The 18,526-nt window shown below is 73.4% G+C and carries 17 protein-coding genes; 5 read left to right on the top strand and 12 right to left on the bottom strand.

What is annotated here, in order from left to right:
- The first annotated feature begins 22 nt into the window (after window positions 1–22).
- Both AB0L89_RS05255 and AB0L89_RS05250 read left to right on the top strand, forming a co-directional pair.
- On the top strand, window positions 23–943 hold the full coding sequence (locus AB0L89_RS05255) for a cation diffusion facilitator family transporter (RefSeq protein ID WP_365134573.1): 921 nt from the start codon (window positions 23–25) through the stop codon (window positions 941–943).
- Between the two features lie 72 nt (window positions 944–1,015).
- A complete protein-coding gene (locus tag AB0L89_RS05250; protein WP_365134570.1) occupies window positions 1,016–2,020 on the top strand; it encodes an ElyC/SanA/YdcF family protein in 1,005 nt (334 codons plus the stop codon).
- A 9-nt stretch (window positions 2,021–2,029) separates the two neighbouring features.
- Here AB0L89_RS05250 and lipB read toward each other — a convergent pair whose 3' ends face one another.
- Window positions 2,030–2,686, bottom strand: coding sequence for a lipoyl(octanoyl) transferase LipB (lipB, locus tag AB0L89_RS05245; protein ID WP_365134567.1), 657 nt, complete (start codon window positions 2,684–2,686; stop codon window positions 2,030–2,032).
- 187 nt (window positions 2,687–2,873) lie between these two features.
- Between lipB and AB0L89_RS05240 the strand changes: the two genes are divergently transcribed.
- On the top strand, window positions 2,874–3,299 hold the full coding sequence (locus AB0L89_RS05240) for a hypothetical protein (protein WP_365134564.1): 426 nt from the start codon (window positions 2,874–2,876) through the stop codon (window positions 3,297–3,299).
- Window positions 3,300–3,348: 49 nt separating this feature from the next.
- Here the strand turns inward: AB0L89_RS05240 and AB0L89_RS05235 are convergent, their stop codons facing one another.
- Window positions 3,349–4,392 (bottom strand): helix-turn-helix transcriptional regulator, encoded by a 1,044-nt coding sequence (locus tag AB0L89_RS05235; RefSeq protein WP_365134561.1) that lies wholly within the window; start codon window positions 4,390–4,392, stop codon window positions 3,349–3,351.
- A 325-nt stretch (window positions 4,393–4,717) separates the two neighbouring features.
- Here AB0L89_RS05235 and AB0L89_RS05230 point away from each other — a divergent pair, with 325 nt between their 5' ends.
- Window positions 4,718–6,490, top strand: a complete 1,773-nt coding sequence (locus AB0L89_RS05230) for an ankyrin repeat domain-containing protein (RefSeq protein ID WP_365134558.1) — start codon at window positions 4,718–4,720, stop codon at window positions 6,488–6,490.
- 18 nt (window positions 6,491–6,508) lie between these two features.
- On the opposite strand, the gene dctA is transcribed toward AB0L89_RS05230, so the two are convergent.
- The 3 genes from dctA to AB0L89_RS05215 form a co-directional block, all read right to left on the bottom strand.
- Window positions 6,509–7,852, bottom strand: a complete 1,344-nt coding sequence (dctA, locus tag AB0L89_RS05225) for a C4-dicarboxylate transporter DctA (protein WP_365134555.1) — start codon at window positions 7,850–7,852, stop codon at window positions 6,509–6,511.
- Window positions 7,853–7,899: 47 nt separating this feature from the next.
- Entirely contained in the window at window positions 7,900–8,955 is a 1,056-nt protein-coding gene (locus AB0L89_RS05220; protein WP_365134552.1) for a tartrate dehydrogenase, read from the bottom strand.
- Between the two features lie 72 nt (window positions 8,956–9,027).
- The gene (locus AB0L89_RS05215) at window positions 9,028–9,912 is read right to left on the bottom strand and encodes a LysR family transcriptional regulator (protein ID WP_365134549.1); all 885 of its coding nucleotides are present in this window, start codon (window positions 9,910–9,912) and stop codon (window positions 9,028–9,030) included.
- Window positions 9,913–10,082: 170 nt separating this feature from the next.
- Between AB0L89_RS05215 and AB0L89_RS05210 the strand changes: the two genes are divergently transcribed.
- Complete coding sequence (locus AB0L89_RS05210) at window positions 10,083–10,832, top strand: phosphatase PAP2 family protein (protein ID WP_365134546.1); 750 nt, start codon at window positions 10,083–10,085, stop codon at window positions 10,830–10,832.
- 20 nt (window positions 10,833–10,852) lie between these two features.
- Here the strand turns inward: AB0L89_RS05210 and AB0L89_RS05205 are convergent, their stop codons facing one another.
- From AB0L89_RS05205 to AB0L89_RS05175, 7 genes are read right to left on the bottom strand one after another with little or no spacing between them, the layout of a single operon-like run.
- A complete protein-coding gene (locus AB0L89_RS05205) occupies window positions 10,853–12,178 on the bottom strand; it encodes a glutamate-1-semialdehyde 2,1-aminomutase (RefSeq protein WP_365134543.1) in 1,326 nt (441 codons plus the stop codon).
- 7 nt (window positions 12,179–12,185) lie between these two features.
- Entirely contained in the window at window positions 12,186–12,737 is a 552-nt protein-coding gene (gene rfbC, locus AB0L89_RS05200; protein ID WP_365134540.1) for a dTDP-4-dehydrorhamnose 3,5-epimerase, read from the bottom strand.
- Entirely contained in the window at window positions 12,734–13,972 is a 1,239-nt protein-coding gene (locus AB0L89_RS05195; protein WP_365134537.1) for a polysaccharide pyruvyl transferase family protein, read from the bottom strand. The genes rfbC and AB0L89_RS05195 overlap by 4 nt, the downstream gene beginning before the upstream one ends.
- The gene (locus AB0L89_RS05190; protein WP_365134534.1) at window positions 13,969–14,916 is read right to left on the bottom strand and encodes a glycosyltransferase family 2 protein; all 948 of its coding nucleotides are present in this window, start codon (window positions 14,914–14,916) and stop codon (window positions 13,969–13,971) included. Before AB0L89_RS05190 ends, AB0L89_RS05195 begins: the two co-directional genes overlap by 4 nt.
- The gene (locus AB0L89_RS05185) at window positions 14,913–16,232 is read right to left on the bottom strand and encodes a hypothetical protein (protein WP_365134531.1); all 1,320 of its coding nucleotides are present in this window, start codon (window positions 16,230–16,232) and stop codon (window positions 14,913–14,915) included. The genes AB0L89_RS05190 and AB0L89_RS05185 overlap by 4 nt, the downstream gene beginning before the upstream one ends.
- Window positions 16,229–17,503 (bottom strand): DUF4910 domain-containing protein, encoded by a 1,275-nt coding sequence (locus tag AB0L89_RS05180; RefSeq protein WP_365134529.1) that lies wholly within the window; start codon window positions 17,501–17,503, stop codon window positions 16,229–16,231. The genes AB0L89_RS05185 and AB0L89_RS05180 overlap by 4 nt, the downstream gene beginning before the upstream one ends.
- Entirely contained in the window at window positions 17,500–18,525 is a 1,026-nt protein-coding gene (locus AB0L89_RS05175; protein WP_365134526.1) for an SDR family oxidoreductase, read from the bottom strand. Before AB0L89_RS05175 ends, AB0L89_RS05180 begins: the two co-directional genes overlap by 4 nt.
- Between the last annotated feature and the right edge of the window lies 1 nt (window position 18,526).

The raw sequence follows: 18,526 nt of genomic DNA, 5'->3' as shown, positions 1-18,526 counted from the left end.
CCCGCGTGTTCCACTCGCGGGCATGGGGCACGACCACGGCCCGTCCGCGGCGGGCGGCACTCTCAGCGGGACGTACCGCAACCGCCTGCTGTGGACCATCGGCATCAGCGGCTCGATCACCGTCATCCAGGTGGTCGGCGCACTCCTGTCCGGCAGCCTCGCGCTGCTCGCCGACGCCGCGCACAGCCTGACCGACGCGGTCGGCGTCTCACTGGCGCTGGGGGCCATCACGCTCGCCCAGCGGGCGCCGACGCCGCGGCGCACCTTCGGGTTCTACCGGGTGGAGATCTTCTCCGCGGTCCTCAACGCCCTCCTCCTCGTCGCCATCTTCATCTGGGTCCTCTGGTCGGCGATCGGCCGGTTCAGCGAGCCGGTGGAGGTCAAGGGCGGCCTGATGTTCGTGGTCGCGGTGGGCGGCCTGCTCGCCAATCTGGTGGGCCTGTGGCTGCTGCGGGACGCCAAGGACAAGAGCCTCAACCTGCGCGGCGCCTATCTGGAGGTCCTCGGCGACGCGCTCGGCTCGGTCGCGGTCATCGTGGGCGGCCTGATCATCCTGCTCACGGGCTGGCAGGCCGCCGACCCGATCGCCTCGATCGTCATCGGGCTGCTGATCGTGCCGCGCGCGTACGGCCTGCTGCGGGACTCCGTGCACGTCCTCATGGAGGCCACCCCGCAGGACGTCGACCTGGAGGAGGTGCGCTCGCACCTCCTGGCGGAGCCGGGCGTCGTCGCCGTGCACGACCTGCACGGCTGGACGGTGACCTCGGGGATGCCGGTGCTCACCGCCCACGTGGTGGTGACGGAGGCGGCGCTCGCGGGCGGGTACGGCGAGCTGCTCGGCCGGCTCCAGCGGTGCGTGGGCGACCACTTCGACGTCACGCACTCGACGATCCAGCTGGAACCGGAGGGCCACGAGGAGGAGGACGGGGCCCTCCACAGCTAGGCGCCGCCCGCACTCCGCCGGGGATGCCCCCACCGGGGACACCCTCCTCCGATGGCCCCCTATTATTCGGACATGTTTGCCTATATCGGCGCCGCGCTGTTCTTCGTGCTCTTCGCCGTCGGCGTCCTGCGCGACCGCCGCCGCTTCAGCAACGCGGTCTTCCTCGGCATCGCCCTCGCCTTTCTGGGCATCAGCTTGATCTACGAGCTCAACAGGGCTCCCCTGGGCGTCGCGGAGGTGGTCACGGTGCTGATCCTGGTGGTGCCCGCGCTGGGCACCCTCGCCGTCGCCGTCTTCCTGGCGGTCAACGGCGTGAAGATGGTCCGCAAGGAGGGCCGGAGCCCCACCAACTTCCTCTCCCTCTTCGCCGGCCTCTCGATCTTCGGCGTCATCGCCCTGCTCATCGCCGCGTTCGGCAGCGATTCGCGCCCGCTGATCATCATCACCGGCACCACGTTCCTCCTCGTCTGCTACGTCTCCTTCCTCTTCCTGTGCTTCATCGCGTACGCGTTCCTCTACAGCCGCATGCGGGTGCGCGGCACCGTGGACTTCGTGATCGTCCTGGGCTCGGGGCTGATCGACGGCCATCGCGTGCCGCCGCTCCTCGCGAGCCGGCTGGACCGGGGGCGGGCGGTGTACGAGGCGCAGCGGGCGCGCGGCGCCGATCCGCTGCTGATCACCTCGGGCGGCCAGGGGCCCGACGAGCAGCTCCCCGAGTCCCACGCGATGGCCGACCACCTCGTCGAGGGCGGCTTCCCCGCGGACCGGATCCTGCGCGAGGACCGCTCCAGCACGACCGAGGAGAACCTCGCGTTCAGCAGGGTGCTGATGGAAGAGCGGCGGCCCGGCCACCGCTGCGTGATCGTCACGAACAACTACCACGCCTTCCGAGCGGCGCTCCTGGCCCGTCGCACGGGCGTGAACGGCCAGGTGGTGGGCGCCCCCACGGCCGCCTACTTCTGGCCGAGCGCCACCATCCGCGAGTTCGTGGCGGTCTTCCTCTCCCACAAGACGGTCAACTTCGGTGCCTGCCTGCTGCTCGGGGCGCTCGGCACGGCCGCCTGGTGGGACGTCTGACGCGCGCCGCTACCGCGCCTGCCGCCGCGCACCGAAGGCCCGCGCCACCGCGTCCCGCACCGCGGCCTCCCCGGGCGCGGCGACGTCCCGCTCGGCGGCCATCTCGGTGAGGGAGGTCATCGCCGCATCGGGCAGCCCGCACGCCGTGAAGCGCGTGAACTCGTCGAGGTCGGAGGCGATGTTGAGCGCGAAGCCGTGGCTCGTGACGCCGCCGCGGATCCGCATCCCGATCGAGGCCAGCTTGTCGTGACGCGGCGTCCAGACGCCGACCAGGCTCGGCGCGCCGGACGGGGTGTCGCGGCGCACGGCCTCGAAGCCGAGCTCCCCCACCGCGTCGATGAGGCCGTTCTCGACCCACCACACGATGTCGCCGGGCCCGCGTTCACGCAGGTCGAGGACGAGATAGCCGACGAGCTGACCCGGTCCGTGATACGTCGCCCGTCCGCCGCGGTCGACCTCGACCAGCGGGATCGGCGAGTCGGCGCGGGGCAGCTCGTCGGGCGGGGTGCGGGTGCCGTAGGTGATGACGGGCGGGTGAGTGAGCAGGACGAGCCGGTCGCCGATGGCCCCGGCGCGGCGCTGTTCGACCCAGCCGCGCATCGCCTCCATGGCCTCCGCATACGGCACCTCGCCCAGATCGACACGCTCCAGCTCCTGGGCACCCACCGCGCCGCCTCCTCGGGATCGCTCACTCGCTCCACGGTCCCCAACCGGCGGGGCGGCCCCCGAATTCCCTGGCCGAGCCCCTTGTGCGCCGGTGTTCCGCTCCGCACGCGCGAGTCGTTTCACGACGGTTTGTTCAGGCTTGCCTATGTTGAGCACGATCCCCACCCCGACCTGAACGGACGACACGTTGAAGCTGCACCTGACCCAGAACCGCGCGGCGTACGCCGCCCTCTCCTCGCTCGCCACCGCGGCCGTCCTCCTGGGCCCGGTGGCGGACCTGGCCGCCGCCGCTCCGCCGCCCGCCCCGGCCGCCCCCGCCGCCACGGCCGACGCTCCCGTTCCCACGCTCACCGCGCAGGCCTCGGTGGACACCGTGCGCGCCTCCCAGCAGTTCCGGATCCAGGGCAGCAGCCAGGGCCTGCCGCCCGGCACCCCCGTCACGCTCCAGCAGAAGCAGGGCAATCGCTGGGTCGCCCTGCCCGCGACGGTGAACACCACGGCGCAGGGCACGTACAGCCTGCGGGTCGTGCTCGACCTCACGGGACGCAACGAACTGCGCATGGCGGGCGGCGGCGCGGTCTCGCCCGTCGTGCACGTCACCGTCCTCCCCTAGGGGCGACTCCCCCGCATGCGGCACGGGGGCCGGCGGTCCGGCGCGGGGGCTAGCGCGACAGACAGGCGATCAGCTCTTCCCTGCCGGTCACCCCGGTCTTGCGGTAGACCGCCTTGAAGTGGTCGTTGACCGTGTGCGGCGAGAGGTCCAGGCGGCGGGCGATCTGCTTGACGGCCAGGCCCTGGAGGGCCTGTTCGACGACCGCCCGCTCCCTTCGGGAGATGCCGTACCACTGGGCTAGCGCGGGCAACAGCTCGGCGGCCGGGGCGGGTTGGAGCGTGACGACCACGTCGTCGGCCCGCGCCCCGTCGAGCGGCTGCGCCTGCAGCGAGAACCAGCCCAGCGGGGTGGGGGCGCGGGTGATCGCCGGTGCGGCCGTGCGCCGCGCGGTGTACGTGATGTGCCACAGGAAGCCGAACCGCTCCTGGCCCCCGGTGGGATAGACGCCGGGCAGCAGCCCGCTCAGGGCGTCGCGTCCCGCCGCGGTCGCCCCGGAGACCCGGTCGTCGCCGTCCACGATGAGGACACTGAGCGGAAAGTGCCGGCCGCGCGGGCTCAACGGCTTGCCGGTCACGTACCGCCGCACGGCGTCGGCGAGCGGCCCCGCGAGCTCCGCCGCGCGCGCCGCCTCGGTGGGCGAGAACGGCCGTGCGCCGCGCTCCCGCAGGAGCACCAGCACGGCCCGGGTGACACCGCGCGCGCTCAGCGCGACGCACAGCTCGCTGCCGTAGCTGTCGGCGGCCATGATGCGGTGCAGCCTGCGCGCCTGCGGGCTCTCGTCCCGCGCCCCGGCGCCGAGAACGGTCACCGGGCAGCCGCCGCCGACGAGTTCGGCGACGGGGCTGCGGGTCAGGCCGAGCGCGTCCGCGCGGTCCATGCGGCGGCGCGCCCGTGTGTCGTAGGTGTTCTCGCAGGCGAGGAAGCAGCGCGCCCCGGTGACGGGGTCGAAGCCGGTCAGCAGATATCCGTCGTGCGGGACGGCCCGGCTCAGGAGCCGGGAGAGCTCCCCGCCGAGCTCCCCCACGGTGCCGGCGCGGGCCGCGGCTTCCGGCGCGTCGCGGGCCACCGAGTCCACCGAATACGTCGAGCCCATCGGATCCACCCCCTGCGGCGTGAGACGATTCTGGCACGGTGACCAGCCCCAACTCCTGCGCATTTCAGGGTTGTTCACCCGTGAGGACTACGGAAGACGCCGTCGCGCCATCCCTGATTCTCGGGATGTCGGGGCGCTCCGGCCGCCTCGTATGTTCGGTGCGACGGTCCGGGGCGACCGGTCGGGGGAACCCGGTCACCCCGCCGTCCGCGCGAAGGAATGATGGGTCGCGCGGGGGAGTTCGGGCGGATCGCCGCCGCCGACGGCGGCGGTCCGCCCGACGACGTCGACGTGGATTGTCAGACCCTCCTGTCACGATGCGGACATGGGATTCTTCGACGACCTGGTGCTGCCGGAACAACCCGCCCGGCCGCGTGAGGAGTTGCTCAGGCAGGGCCCGCCCGGGGCGGACGCGGGCCGGGACCGGCCGCCCGTGGACTGGTTCGAGCCGGTGCTCGTGTCGCAGCTCGCGGTGGCCGGTGCGGGTCCCACCGCGAAGGTGGTGGTGCGGGGCTGGTCCGTGTGGCCGCGGTCGGTCACGCTGCATCTGTCGGTCCGCAGGCCGGTGTACGGCGGCGGTGACGAGGCGGGGCGGCAGTCCGGTCTGCGGGTGGGGCTCCTGCTGGCCGACGGGCGCCGGATGACGTCCCTCGACGCGTCGCGTGGCGGTTCCCTGGTCGGACCCGCGGCGATCCGAGCCGCGTGCGCCGGGCCGGAGGAGTCGTCCGGGCTGATCCCGCTGGACCCGGGCCTCGGCCATGTGCGGCGCTCGGTGTTCAAGACGGACGTCGACCTGTATCTGCCGGAGCTGCCGCCGCCCGGCGAGACGCGCCTGGTGGTGGAGTGGCCCGACGAGGGCATTCCGGAGACGAGCACCCCTGTCGACGCGGGCGCCCTGCGCGCCGCCGCGGCGCGGGCCCTCGAGGCCTGGCCGGACCTGCCGGTGCCGGATCCGGCGGCGCAGCCGGAGTCGCTGGCCATGATCCACATGAGCGGGCCGCCGCCCTTCCTCGCCCCTCCCCTGACCCGGCACCAGCGCGCGGAGCTGCGGCGGGAGGAGGAGGCACGGCAGCGCTATGTGCCCCGGGCCGACTGGAGCGGCATCGGGTACCGGGACTGGGGCGACGCGGAGCTGATCCGCGCCCGGCTCTCCGGTGGCGCACCGCCCGACGCCCTGGCCCACGGGGACGGCACACCGCTGCACCGTGCCGCCGAGTGCGGCGGCGCCGAGGCCGTGGCCGCGCTGCTCCCGCACGTCACGCGGGTCGACGCCGTCGACGGCCAGGGGCGTACGGCGCTGTGGCACGCCGTCTGCGCCACGGACGAGAGGAGCGTACGGCTGCTGATCGACGCCGGGGCCGACGTGTGGACGCCGCAGTGCGGCCCCTGGTCGCCGGGCCGGCTGCTCCTGACGACGCCGCTCGCGCCGCTGGTCGCGGGGCTGCCGGGCGCGGTGGCGCTGCCTTCGGACGAGGCGGCCGCCTTCCGCGCGGCGGACGACCTCATCGGGGCGTTCGACAAGGGGGACGTGTGGACCGAGGGCCTCGGCATCGCCTTCGTCCGCGACCTGGACGAGGACGAGGTGATCCGGCGGCTGGGCGGGGATCCGGCACGCTGCCCCCAAGTCGGCCCGGAGGAGACGCCGTTCGACGACGAGCACCGCGCGGGACGCGACGACGCGGACGACGACGTCGAGCTGACCTTCGTGCGGGTGACCGCCCTGCCGGGCTCCCCCGGCGGCTGCGTCGTCACCCAGCAGGCGTACATGCCCGCCGACGCCGACGTGCTGCGAGCGATCTCGGCGGGCACGGCCGCGTACGGGGTGTACTTCAACCCCAAGGGCGGCACGCACGGCACCCTGGCGCGGGACGGCGAGATCGTGCGGCACGAGGAGATCGGGCTCACGCCGGACGAGGCCGACGCGCCCGCGCACTGGCACTTCCGCTTCTGGCAGCACGGCGACCACGCGCCGTACGGGGCGCGGGATCTCGCCTACGCCTGCGGCGCGGCCGGACTGCACACGGGCGACGGCTCGGCGGCCCTCGACCACGACACCCCGCAGCGCTGGGTGGAGCTGGCGCCGGAGCTGCGCCGCTGAGCCGCCGCCCGCCCTGGGTCACCGCGTCGCCGGGTCGCGGGCCTGTTCCGGGGCCGGATCGCGGCCCCGCAGCACCCGGTTGACGCGCTCGGTGTCGAGGACGCCCTCCCAGCGGGCGACGACGAGGGTGGCGACGCTGTTGCCCGCGAGGTTGGTCAGGGCGCGGCACTCGGACATGAACTTGTCGATGCCGAAGATCAGCATGATGCCGGCCGCGGGGACCGTGCCCACGGTGGTGAGGGTGGCGGCCAGCGCGATGAAGCCCGCGCCGGTGATGCCGCCCGAGCCCTTGGAGGTCAGGATCATGACGGCGAGCAGGCCCAGTTGCTGGCCGATGCCGAGCGGGGTGTCGGTGGCCTGGGCGATGTAGACGGCGGCCAGGGAGAGGTAGAGGGAGCTGCCGTCGAGGTTGAAGGAGTAGCCGGTGGGCACGGTGAGGCCGACGATCTCCCGCCGTACGCCGAGCCCTTCGAGCTTGGCCATCAGCCGGGGCAGCACGCTCTCGGAGGACGACGTGCCCAGCACGATCAGGAACTCCTCGCGCAGGTGGTGCAACAGCCGCAGGATGTTGATCCGCAGCAGCGCGGTCACGGAGCCGAGGACGACCAGGACGAAGAAGAGCGAGGTGCCGTAGAAGAGCGCGATGAGCCGGCCGAGGCTGGTGAGCGTCGAGATGCCGTACTCGCCGATGGTGTACGCCATCGCGCCGAAGGCGCCGACGGGGGCGGCCAGCATGATGAAGTGCAGGATCTTGAAGACGACGGCGCTGAGCCGGTTGACCCCCTCGACGACGGGTTGCCCGACGGGGCCGACGGCCTTGAGGGCGACGCCGAAGAGCACCGAGAAGAAGATGACCTGGAGGATGTTGCCCTCGGCGAAGGCGCCGACGGCGCTGGAGGGCACGATGTCGGTGAGGAAGTGCCACCAGCTCTGGTCCCGGCCGTCCTCGACGTACTGCGCGGCGTCGCCCTCGAGGCGCAGGTCGCCGGGGTCGGCGTGCACCCCGGCGCCGGGCTGGAAGACGTTCACCGCGATCAGGCCCACGACGAGGGCCGCGAGCGTGCCGGCCTGGAAGTACACCAGGGACTTCAGCCCCACGCGCCCGACCCGGGCCAGGCTGTCCACGCCGCCGATGCCCGCCACGATCGTCAGGAAGACGATCGGGGTGATCAGCATCTTGATGGCGGACACGAAGGTGGTGCCGACCGGTTCCAGGGCGACGCCGGCCGAGGGCCACAGCCAGCCGGTCAGGATGCCGGCGGCGATGGCGGTGAGGACCCAGAAGTACAGCTGCCTGTACCAGGGCCGGGACGGCGGGCCGTCCGGGGGTGACACGGTGGGCGTGGACGCCGGTGCTGCCATGGCGTACCTCCTGTTACTCCTCGTCGAGGAACGGGGACGCGGGACGCTCAGAGCAGTTCGAGCACCTTGTCGGTGAACTCGGCGGTCGTCGCGGTGCCGCCCAGGTCCGGGGTGCGGACGTCGGTCTTGGCGAGGACCGCGGAGAGCGCGTCGGTGACGGTGGCGGCGGCGTCGGGGTGTCCGAGGTGGTCGAGCATCAGGGCGGCCGACCAGATGGCGCCCATCGGGTCGGCGATGCCGCGCCCCGCGATGTCGGGCGCGGAGCCGTGGACGGGCTCGAACATGGAGGGGAACTCCCGCTCCGGGTTGAGGTTGGCGGACGGGGCGATGCCGATGGCTCCGGCGACCGCGGCGGCCAGATCGCTGAGGATGTCGCCGAAGAGGTTGGAGCCGACGACCACGTCGAAGCGGGCGGGGTCGAGGACGAACTTGGCGGCCAGCGCGTCGATGTGCTCCTGATCCCACGTCACCCGCGGGTGCACGGCGCCCTGTTCGGCGACGAGTTCGTCCCAGAAGGGCAGCGTGTGCACGATGCCGTTCGACTTGGTCGCCGAGGTCAGCCGTCCCTGCCTGCGCCCCGCCAGCGCGAAGGCGTACTCCAGCACGCGCGTCACCCCGGCCCGGGTGAACACGGCTTCCTGGACGGCCATCTCCTCCGGGAACCCCCGGTTCAGGCGGCCGCCGATCTCGCTGTACTCGCCCTCGACGTTCTCGCGTACGACGACGAGGTCGACGTCGCCCGCGGCGGCGGACCGCAGCGGGCTCTCCAGGCCCTCGAAGACGCGGATCGGCCGCAGATTGACGTACTGCCGAAAGCCGCGGCGGATCGGTATGAGCAGGCCCCACAGGGAGACGTGGTCGGGGACGTCCGGGTGCCCGACGGCGCCGAGCAGGATCGCGTCCTTGTCCCGCAGCAGGTCGAGGCCGTCCTCGGGCATCATCGCGCCCTCGCGCAGATGGCGCTCGCAGGACCAGTCGTACTCGGTGAACGTGAGCGTGATGCCGTGGCGTTCGCCCACGGCCTCCAGGACCCGCCGGGCGGGCGGCAGCACCTCGGTCCCGATGCCGTCTCCGGGGATCAGTGCGATGTGGTGGTTCGTCATACGTCGATTCCAGCAACGGCGCCGCTCACGCGTCCAAGACGTGCTGGTGATGTGCCTGATAGGCGGGGCCTTTCACCCGTGCCGGAGTCCGGGGGCGTCGGCGAGAAAGGCCTCGGCGGCCGGTGAGAGCAGCCCGCGGCGGCTGACGAGCGCGATGCTCAGCCTGGTCTCCGGCTCGATGTCCAGGACCCGGGCGCCGACCCGCTCGGCCGTCGTGCGCCAGGAGTCCGTCACCACGGCCAGGCCCACCCCGGCGAGCACCAGCGGCAGGATCGCCACGCGGTGCTCGGTCTCGGCCGCGACCCTGAACGCGATGCCGCGCTCCAGGAGCCCGTCGACGTACGCCCGCATCCCGGTGCCGCGCTGGCCGACGATCAGGCGCCGGCCCGCCAGCTCCTCGCAGGAGACGGCTGTCCGGTCGGCGAACGGCCCGTCGGGCGGCACGACGAGCACGAAGCGCTGCTCGCCGACCGGATGGACGGCGACCTCCTTGTCCGGCAGCGGCTCCGACGCGGCGAGGAGCCCCAGCTCCGCGGCCCCCGTACGGACCATGTCCACGACGTCCCGCGCGGTGAAGGCCGCCTTGATGGCCACGGAGACGTCCGGGTGGCGGCCGTGGAAGGAACGGATCATCGTCGTCAGCGGCTCGACGGCCTGCGAGGGCATCGCGGCCACGTCGAGCCGCCCGGAGCGCAGTTCGCGCACGGCCGCCACGCTGGCCCGCGCCGTCTCCAGACCCCGCACGGCGGCCCGCGCGGGCTCGATCAGCGCCCGCCCGGCCTCGGTGAGCACGGCCCGCCGCCCGATGCGGTGGAACAGGTCGCTGCCCAGGTCGCGCTCCAGCGCCCGGACGGACTGGGACAGCGAGGGCTGCGACAGGTACAGGGCCGACGCCGCCCGGTTGAACCCGCCGTGATCCACGATCGCCAGGAAGTACTCAAGCTGCCGGACATCCATGCCCTGATTCTCACCCGGCCCGGCGCCCGGAGGTGCCGTGGAGCGGGCGGGGTTTGTTGGCTAGGGTGACTCGCCTGAGGGTGGGTGGGACACGACGGGGGGCTCGCGTGGGATCGCCTGACGGCGGACGAGACGGTCACCACGGCAGGTCGACCGGACCCGGTGAGCGGATGGCCGGACCCGGTGAGCCGGTGACCGGACCCGGTGGGCGGGCGACCGGGCGGCCGTCTCCCCCGGTGCTGCCGCCGCCGCTGCGCGCGTGGCTCGGACTGATCGCGGCGCTCGCCGCTCTGGTGGTGGTCGCGCTCGGCGTTCTGTACGCGGGCCACAGCGAGCCCGGCAGGGTGGACAGGTGGCTCGTCGACCCGACGGCGGACAGCGTGCGACCGCCCTGGCGGAGCGTCGCGCTGGCCACGGACTTCTGGGGAGAGCCCGCCGGAGCGGCGCTGCTGATCGTGGCAGCCGTGGCGGGCTGCCTGCTGCTGCGGCAGCCGCGCGCCGCGGTGCTCGTCGTCGCCGGGGTCGGCGCGACCGTGGGCACGGCGACGGTGCTCAAGTCCCTGGCGGGACGCACCATCCACGGCGACAACCTGTCCTATCCGAGCGGGCACACCGCCTTCCTCACCGCGCTCGGGCTCATGGTGGCGCTGCTCGCGGCCGGCCGCCTCGGCCTCGGCAGGGCGGCGGGCACCTCACTCGCGTGCGCGGCGGCACTGGCGGCCGGCGCCGCCATGGGCTGGGCCCAGGTCTCCCTGGGCGCCCACTACCCGACCGACGTCCTGGGGGGCTGGTGCACCGCGCTGGCGGTGGTTCCGGCGACCGCGTGGCTGGTCGACCGGGCCGCCGAGGGCATGGCCGGCCGCTCGGCCGACCGGACCGCCGGCCGCGAGGCCGACGCCGGTCGGCAAAACCCCAGCTGACGCCCCGTCACTGCACCACGTCACACCAGGCGCCGGAACACGGGCTTCACCGGTCGTCCCGCCAGCCAGGGTGTGGGGTCACCGGCGTCCAGTGCCTTGCGGTACACCGCGCACGCCTGGGCCACCACGTCGACGGTGTGCTCGATGTCGGCGTCGTCGAGCGCGCTGCTCACCACGAACGACGGGGCGAGCACCCCGCCCGCGAGGAGCCTGCGCAGGAACAGGGTGCGGTACTCCTGCGAGGGCTGCCCGTCCGCGTCGAGGGTGGCGAAGACCAGGTTGCTGGCCCGGCCCCGGACGACGACGTGGTCACCGACGCCCATACCGGCCGCGGCCTCGCGGACACCGGCGGCCAGCCGCTCGCCGAGGGCGTGCAGGCGCGCCGTGATGCCCTCCTCGACGTAGGTGGTCTGCACGGCCATCGCCGCGGCCAGCGCGTGCGTCTCCGCGCCATGCGTGGTGGACAGCAGGAACACCCGCTCGCCGGAGTGGCGCAGCCCGCCCCGCTCCATCAGTTCACGGCGCCCGGCCAGCGCGGAGACGGCACATCCGTTGCCCAGCGCCTTGCCGAACGTGGAGAGGTCGGGGACGACGCCGTACAGGCCCTGGGCGCCCGCCTCGGACCAGCGGAAGCCGGTGATCATCTCGTCGAAGACCAGGACGCAGCCGTGCCGGTCGGCCAGCTCGCGCAGGCCCGCGAGGTATCCGGGCGGGGGTTCGGTGTGGGCGGCGGGTTCGAGGATCAGACAGGCCACCTCGCCCTGGTACCGGGTCAGTACCTCCTCCGTGGCGGCCAGGTCCCCGTACGGGAACGCCACGGTCAGCTCGGTGGTCTCCGCCGGGATGCCGGCGGACATCGGCGTGGTGCCGATGAACCAGTCGTCGACGGAGAAGAACGGATGGTCGGCGCAGCGGGCCACCCGCGCGCGTCCTGTGGCGGCGCGGGCCAGGCGCACCGCGGCGGTGGTGGCGTCGGAGCCGTTCTTCGCGAACTTCACCATCTCGGCGGTCGGCACCGTGGCCAGGAAGCGTTCCGCGGCCTCGACCTCGACGTAGGACGGCCGGACGAAGTTGCTGCCGCGGTCGATCTCCCGCCGCACCGCCTCGTTCACGCGGGGGTGGGCGTGGCCGAGGCTGACCGACCGCAGTCCCGAGCCGTACTCGATGTAGCGGTTGCCGTCGACGTCCCACACGTGGGCGCCGCGGCCGTGGCTGATGACCGGGGCGAGGTCCTCGGGGTACTGGTCGTCGCCCTTGGCATAGGTGTGCGCGCCGCCGGGGATCATGGCGTGCAGGCGCGCGTTGGCCTCCCGCGACCGGGGCAGGCCGAACTCTTCGGTGTCCACGCTGACTTCAGCTCTCCTTCTGCTTCAGGACCTCGGCGAGGCTCGGCGCCTCCCGGTCCCGCCGGGACGTCGAGGTGACCGGCAGCGGCCAGGGGATCGCCAGCTCCGGGTCGTCGAAGGCGATCGTCACGTCCTCGGCGGGATCGTGCGGGCGGTCGATCCGGTACGAGGTGTCGGCGGTCGCGGTCAGCGCCTGGAAGCCGTGCGCGCATCCCGCCGGGACGTACAGGGTCGTCTGCGTCTCGCCGGACAGCTCGAAGGTGGCCACGTTGCGGTACGTGGGCGAGTCGGGCCGCAGGTCCACGACGACGTCGAAGATCGCTCCGTACGAGCACCGGACGAGTTTGGCCTCGCCGGCGCCGGAGCGCAGGTGCAGGCCGCGCAGCACGCCCTGGACCGAGCGGGAGACGCTGTCCTGGATGAAGGCGTGCGGGTCGAGGCCCACCGAGCGGACCACGTCGGCGTCGAAGGTGCGGCAGAAGAAGCCGCGTTCGTCGGCGTACGGCGTCGGCTCGAACAGGAACGCGCCCGCGATGGCCGGGACTTCGGTCGCTTTCATGGGGTCTCCCGCAGGGCGTGGGCGTGGCTGTGGTCGGTCGCGGGGAACAGGGCCGCGGTCAAGGCGGCGAACTGGTCCTGGAGTTGCCGGGTGGCGACCTCGTTCCGCTCGGCCAGGGTGCGCCGCAGCTCGGCCGATCGCCGTTCGAGGTCCCGGAACTGTTCGAGCAGGCGGTCGGCGTCGACCTCGCGGGCCGGGTGGCAGTACGCGCCGAGGCCCATCCGGTCCATGAGCGCGTCGCTCTTCGCCGCGTAGCTGAGCGCGAGCGTGGGCGTGCCGACCTTCAGCGCGCAGATCAGGTTGTGGTAGCGGGTCGCCACGACGGTGTCGGCGGCGGCCGTCTCCTTCATCAGGTCGGCGAGCGAGGCCGTCTCGGCGGCGGTGACCAGCGGCGAGTCCACCGCGTCGAGGATCGCGGCGACCACCGCCGCGTCGCAGTCGTCGCCGGTGAGCAGCCGGACCGGCCTGCCGTCCTCGACGAGCGCGCGGACGAAGCGGGTCGTCCCGTCGAGGTAGCGCCGGTGGATCTCGTCGGCGCGGGCGCGGTCGTCGTCGCCGCCGTGGAAGTCCATGACGCCGACACAGACCGGGCCCGGCGGGTCCGAGGGCCCGGTCGCCGGGAGCGTCGGCAGGGCGAACGCGAGGTCCGGGTAGACCTCGTCGCGCGTGGTGTCCACGCCCATCGCCCGCATGGCGTCACGGGACTGGGCGTCGCGGTAGGACCGGTACGTGGCGAGCCGTGCCGCCCGGCGCATCAGGGCCCGGGTCGGCCTGCTGCCGATCGCGGCGGCGCCGACGCTGACCAGCGCGACCCGCGTGCCGAACAGCCGGCCGCTCGCGCAGAGCAGGAACAGCGCGTACGGGAAGCCCCAGGGGCGCAGCGGCAGAGTGGCCTCCAGGACGCCCATGCCCGGCACGATCACCACGTCGTGGCGGCGCACCCAGGCGGCGGTGCGGACGGCGTCGACGATCTTGCCGAGGCCCTTGCCCGCGATCGCGCCCGCGCGTGACGCGGTCCGGTACTCGCCGCGGTACCAGTGCAGTCGCGTCGCGGGGATGCGGTAGCGGGTCGCGACGGCCTCGGGTCCGCCGCACATTGCGTCCACCGCGGCCTGTGGGTGCTCGGCGCCGAGGTAGCCGAGGACGGCCTCCAGCGATCCGTCGTTGCCGAGGTTGCCGGAGCCGAGCAGGCCGAACACCCCGACGCGCACCGGGGTTTCGTGCGGGGACGTCATGGCTGCCTCCCCTCGCGGCCGGCGACGAGGGCGTCGACGGAGACGGCGAGCCGGGCCGGGTCGACCGGGGCGCGGTCCTCGACCCGCTCGCCGGCGCCCGGCCGGGCCCGGCTGGTCATCCACGCGGCCAGGTGGCCGTAGCACGCGCGCCGGTCGGCCGAGGACAGCGGCGCCCGCCGGATCGCCGCGACGAAGCCGTGGACGTACTCGGCGAGCAGCCGGGGCGTCGGGTGCAGCGGGCCCGACCGGCGCGGGTCCAGGTTGACGCACCGGGAGCGCTTGGAGGGGTTCGCCCGCTCGGCGCGGGTGGGGTGGTCGCGGCGGAAGTACAGGAGCTCGGGCACCTGGTGGAAGGGCCCGTGCAGGACGATCTCGGCGACGAACGTGCGGTCCGCGTGGTGGTAGCTGTCGTGCGGCTTCACCCGGCGCAGCACGTCGGCCCGCATCACCCCGTAGAAGTCGTCGCCGCCGGGCTCGAACAGGAAGCTGCGGAAGCGCTCCGGCGCGCGGGGCGAGTCGGTGGCGATCCCGTACTCGTAGGGGACCTTCACCTGCCCCTCGCCGTCGATGACCGCCTGGCCGGAGTGGGCGAGGACCACGTCCGGCCGCTCGTCCAGCGCCTGGACGCAGCGCGCCAGCAGGTCCCGGGCGTACAGGTCGTCGTGCGAGGCCCACTTGAACAGCTCGCCGCGGCACTGGGTGAAGACGTAGTTGTGGTTCGGCGCGGCGCCGATGTTCTCGCGCAGCCGGATGTACCGGATGCGCGTGTCCCGCGCCGCGTACTTGTGGCAGATGTCCTGCGTCCCGTCGGTCGAGGCGTTGTCGGTGATGACCAGCTCGAAGTCCTCGTAGGTCTGGCCGAGGAGCGCCTCGAGCGACTCGGCGAGGTACTCCTCGCCGTTGTACACGGGCAGGCCGATGCTCAGCCTGGGCTGGGTGGTCATGGGGTCCTCACTTCAGGGATGTGGTTCTGGCGGCGCTCGCGCAGGGCGGACCGCAGGTGCAGCCACCACACGGCCGAGCCGCAGACGGTCGCGGCGGCGACGCCCCAGGCCGAGCCGAGGGTGCCGGCCACGGCCGCCCCGCCGAGACCGCCGCCGACATAGCAGGTGGAGGCGAAGAGCTGGCTGCGCAGGCTGCGCCGGGCCGCGCCGAGCGCGCGCAGCCCCGCCGCCGCGCCGGTGCCGAGGCCGGCGCCCGCGACGCCGAGCACGGCCGGCACGATGAGCCCCGAGGCGGAGTTCCAGACGTCGCCGAGCGCGAATTCACCGAGCCGGTCCGGCATCAGCAGCAGCGCCACGCCCCACAGCAGCGCGGCGACGGCCTGCACGCCGCCGAGCAGGAGGCAGAACAGGCCGAGGCGGTGCGGGGCCCGCCGCAGGACCCGTGCCGCCTCCGCCACGGTGACCAGCGAAAGACCCATGAGAATGGCCATGAAGGGGCCGAGCAGGAGCTCGGCGCCCCGGACCACGCCCACCGCGCTGACCCCGACGATCACGCCGAGCCCGTACGCGCGCAGCTGGCCCGCGCCACTGGTGCAGACGTTCTCGACGAGGTATCGGTAGCCGAGGTCGCGGTGCGCGCGCAGCCACTCGCGCGCCCCGGTCGGCCGGGGCCGGATGCCGGACTGGAGGCAGCCGTACGCCCCGGCCACGGCGGCCGACACGCCCCAGGCGAGCACGAAGGCGGCCACGCTGCCCACGCGGGCCGCCACCACCATGGCGGGGACGAGCGCGACGCCCCACACCAGGTCGTTGACGAACGCCTTGCGCCCGGCGCCCGCCGCGAAGAACGCGTACCGCCAGGCGTCCTGGAGCAGCAGCCCCGGCAGGACGACGGCGAGGCAGGCGAACGCCGTCCCCACCAGCCCGCCGAGGGCGAGGCCGACCGCCAGGCACACCACGCCGATGGCGGCACCGACGCCGAGCGCGGTACCGGACGACCGGGCCACCGCCGCGCGCCAGGACGCCTCCGGCACCCCGCTGAAGCGCACCACGAGCGGGTCGGTGGCGAGCCCGCGCGAGACGCTGAGCACCACGCCGTAGGTCACCCAGGCCAGGCTGAACACGCCGAACGCGGCGAGGCCCAGCGAGCGTGCCACGTAGATGCCCACCACGAAGTTGGACAGGCTGGAGGCCGCCTGGTCGGCCAGTCCCCAGGACAGCCGGCCGACGATGGCCCGCTTGGCGGTCCGCCCGGCGTCCTCGGCCGGGGCCGCCGGTGTCGTCGTCTTCTCCTCCTCGGTGGGCATCGGTGTCATGCCTTGATCAGTCCGGCGCCGTGCAGGGCGTCGGCCGCGGTGGCGACGGTGTCGAACGGCAGCCCGGACCGCTCGGCGACCTCCAGCAGACCGTGCTCGCCGTCGGAGAGGCTGAGCACCCAGAGCATGGCCATCTCGGCCTGCTTGGTGTCGCTGCGCCCGCCGAGGGCGTCGTACAGCCCGCGCCGGCCCAGCTGGGGTTCGCCGTACGGGCTGAGGTTGACGTACCGCCGGTTGCGGTCGAGCAGGGCGAACGCCTCGCGGCAGACGGCGAGCGTGTCCGCCATCGCCTCCGGGGAGACGAAGTCGGGGTCGTCCGCCGAGGTGTGGTACTCGGGGTAGCCGGCGTAGGGGGTCCGGCTGAGCGAGCCCACCCCGAGGTCGAACCCGGGCGAGCAGTACTGCCGCTCGTCGTAGCCGTAGGGCGTGAACTCGTTGACGGTGTGCGGGCGTTCGGACGCGGCGAGCACGTGCCGCAGCACCTTGTCGATCTCCGCGTCGCCGCGCCTGCTCTGCTTGTACGTCAGTTGCCCCGCATCGCCCGCGCAGGCGAGCACGAGCCCGTGCTTCACGCGTTCCACGCGCTCCGCGTTGCGGGCCAGCCAGGTGATCGCCCCGATGGTGCCGGGCGCGTAGATGAACCGGTACGTGTAGTACGGCGTCTCCTGCGCCAGCGCGCGGGCCAGGAACGTCGCCACCGCGATGCCCGCGAGGTTGTCGTTGGCCAGCGACGGGTGGCAGACGTGGCAGGAGACGATCACCTCGTCGGGGACCTGCCCGGGGACCACGTGCTCGGCGTAGGTGAGGTGGCCGTCCTCGAGTGTCGAGTCGATCCGCACCTCGTAGTCGCCGTCCGGCAGGGCGTCCAGGGTCTCCTGGGCCAGACAGAACCCCCACTCCGGCTTGTAGTAACTGGTGCGGTACGGCACCCAGCTCGGGTGGTCCGGCAGGGTGTGCAGGTGCGCGCGGAGCTCCGCGAGCGGCATGGTCCGTGCCACCGGCACGCTGTAGCCGAGCACGTGCAGGCTGGACGCGGCGAAGTCGACGACCCGGTTGCCCGCGGAGTCGGCGACGTAGGCGTCCCTGATGTTCCACTCCTGCGGCACCGTCCAGTCGAGCACCTGCGTCCCGGTCGGCACCTCGTGCACCGTGAGCGGGACGTACTCGTCGACGATCCTCAGGGTGTCGCGCACACCGTCGCCGGTGATGCTCCGGCAGAGCGGGTACAGCCGCTCCACCAGCGCGTGCATCTCCTCGCCCGGCGTGCTCATCGACGCCACCGCAGGGTGTCGTCGACGGAGCCCGCCTCGGACGCCGCGCGCAGCACGGCCAGACGCGTGAAGCGCCGCTCGAAGTCCTCCCGCGTCAGCCCGTGCTCGCGGTAGGCGTCGGCGAGTTCGAGCGCGCCCTGCTTGACCGACCACTCGCACGCGAAGCCGGGCACCGCGGCGCGGAACCGGGCGAAGTCCACCCGGTAGGACCGCGGATCGGCGCCGGTCTCGCCGGTGATCACCACCTTCGAGCCGGCCACCGCCCCGGCGACCTCCTCGGCGATCTCGGCGACCGTGACGTTGTTGGTCTCGCTGCCGATGTTGAACGCCCGGTCGTGCACGGCTTCGCGCGGCGCGGTGAGCGCGGCCGTGAAGGCCCGTGCGATGTCGGCGGCGTGCACCAGCGGGCGCCACGGGGTGCCGTCGGAGAGCACGAGCACCTCGCCGGAGAGCAGGGCGTGCCCCACCAGGTTGTTCAGCACGATGTCGGCGCGCAGCCGCGGCGAGAACCCGAAGGCGGTGGCGTTGCGCATGTACACCGGCGTGAAGTCGTCGTCGGCCAGCGCGTGCAGGTCGTCCTCCACCCGCACCTTGGACTCCGCGTACGGCGTCACCGGGCGCAGGGGCGCGTCCTCGGCCACCAGGTCGTCACCGCCGGCGGCGCCGTAGACGGAGCAGGTCGACGCGTACAGGAAGCGCCGCACCCCGGCTTCGCGGGCGAGGCGGGCCAGGTGCACGGACGCGTGGTGGTTGATGTCGTAGGTGAGCTCCGGCGCCAGCGCTCCCAGCGGGTCGTTGGAGAGCGCGGCCAGGTGGATCACGGCGTCCACCCCGGCGACGTGTTCGGCCGTGACGTCGCGCAGGTCCACCCGGTGCCCCGGCGGGTCAGCGGGGGCCGGGCCGAGGACCGAGTCGGCGAACAGTCCGGCGTCGAGACCGACGACCTCGTGTCCGGCGGCCGTGAGGACAGGGGCCATGACGGTGCCCAGGTAGCCCTGGTGTCCGGTGAGCAGTACGCGCAAG

The sequence above is a fragment of the Streptomyces sp. NPDC052114 genome (assembly GCF_040680155.1).
Lineage (GTDB): Bacteria > Actinomycetota > Actinomycetes > Streptomycetales > Streptomycetaceae > Streptomyces.
Note: the sequence above shows the minus strand (reverse complement) of the source record. Positions and strands in the feature narration are given on the sequence as shown.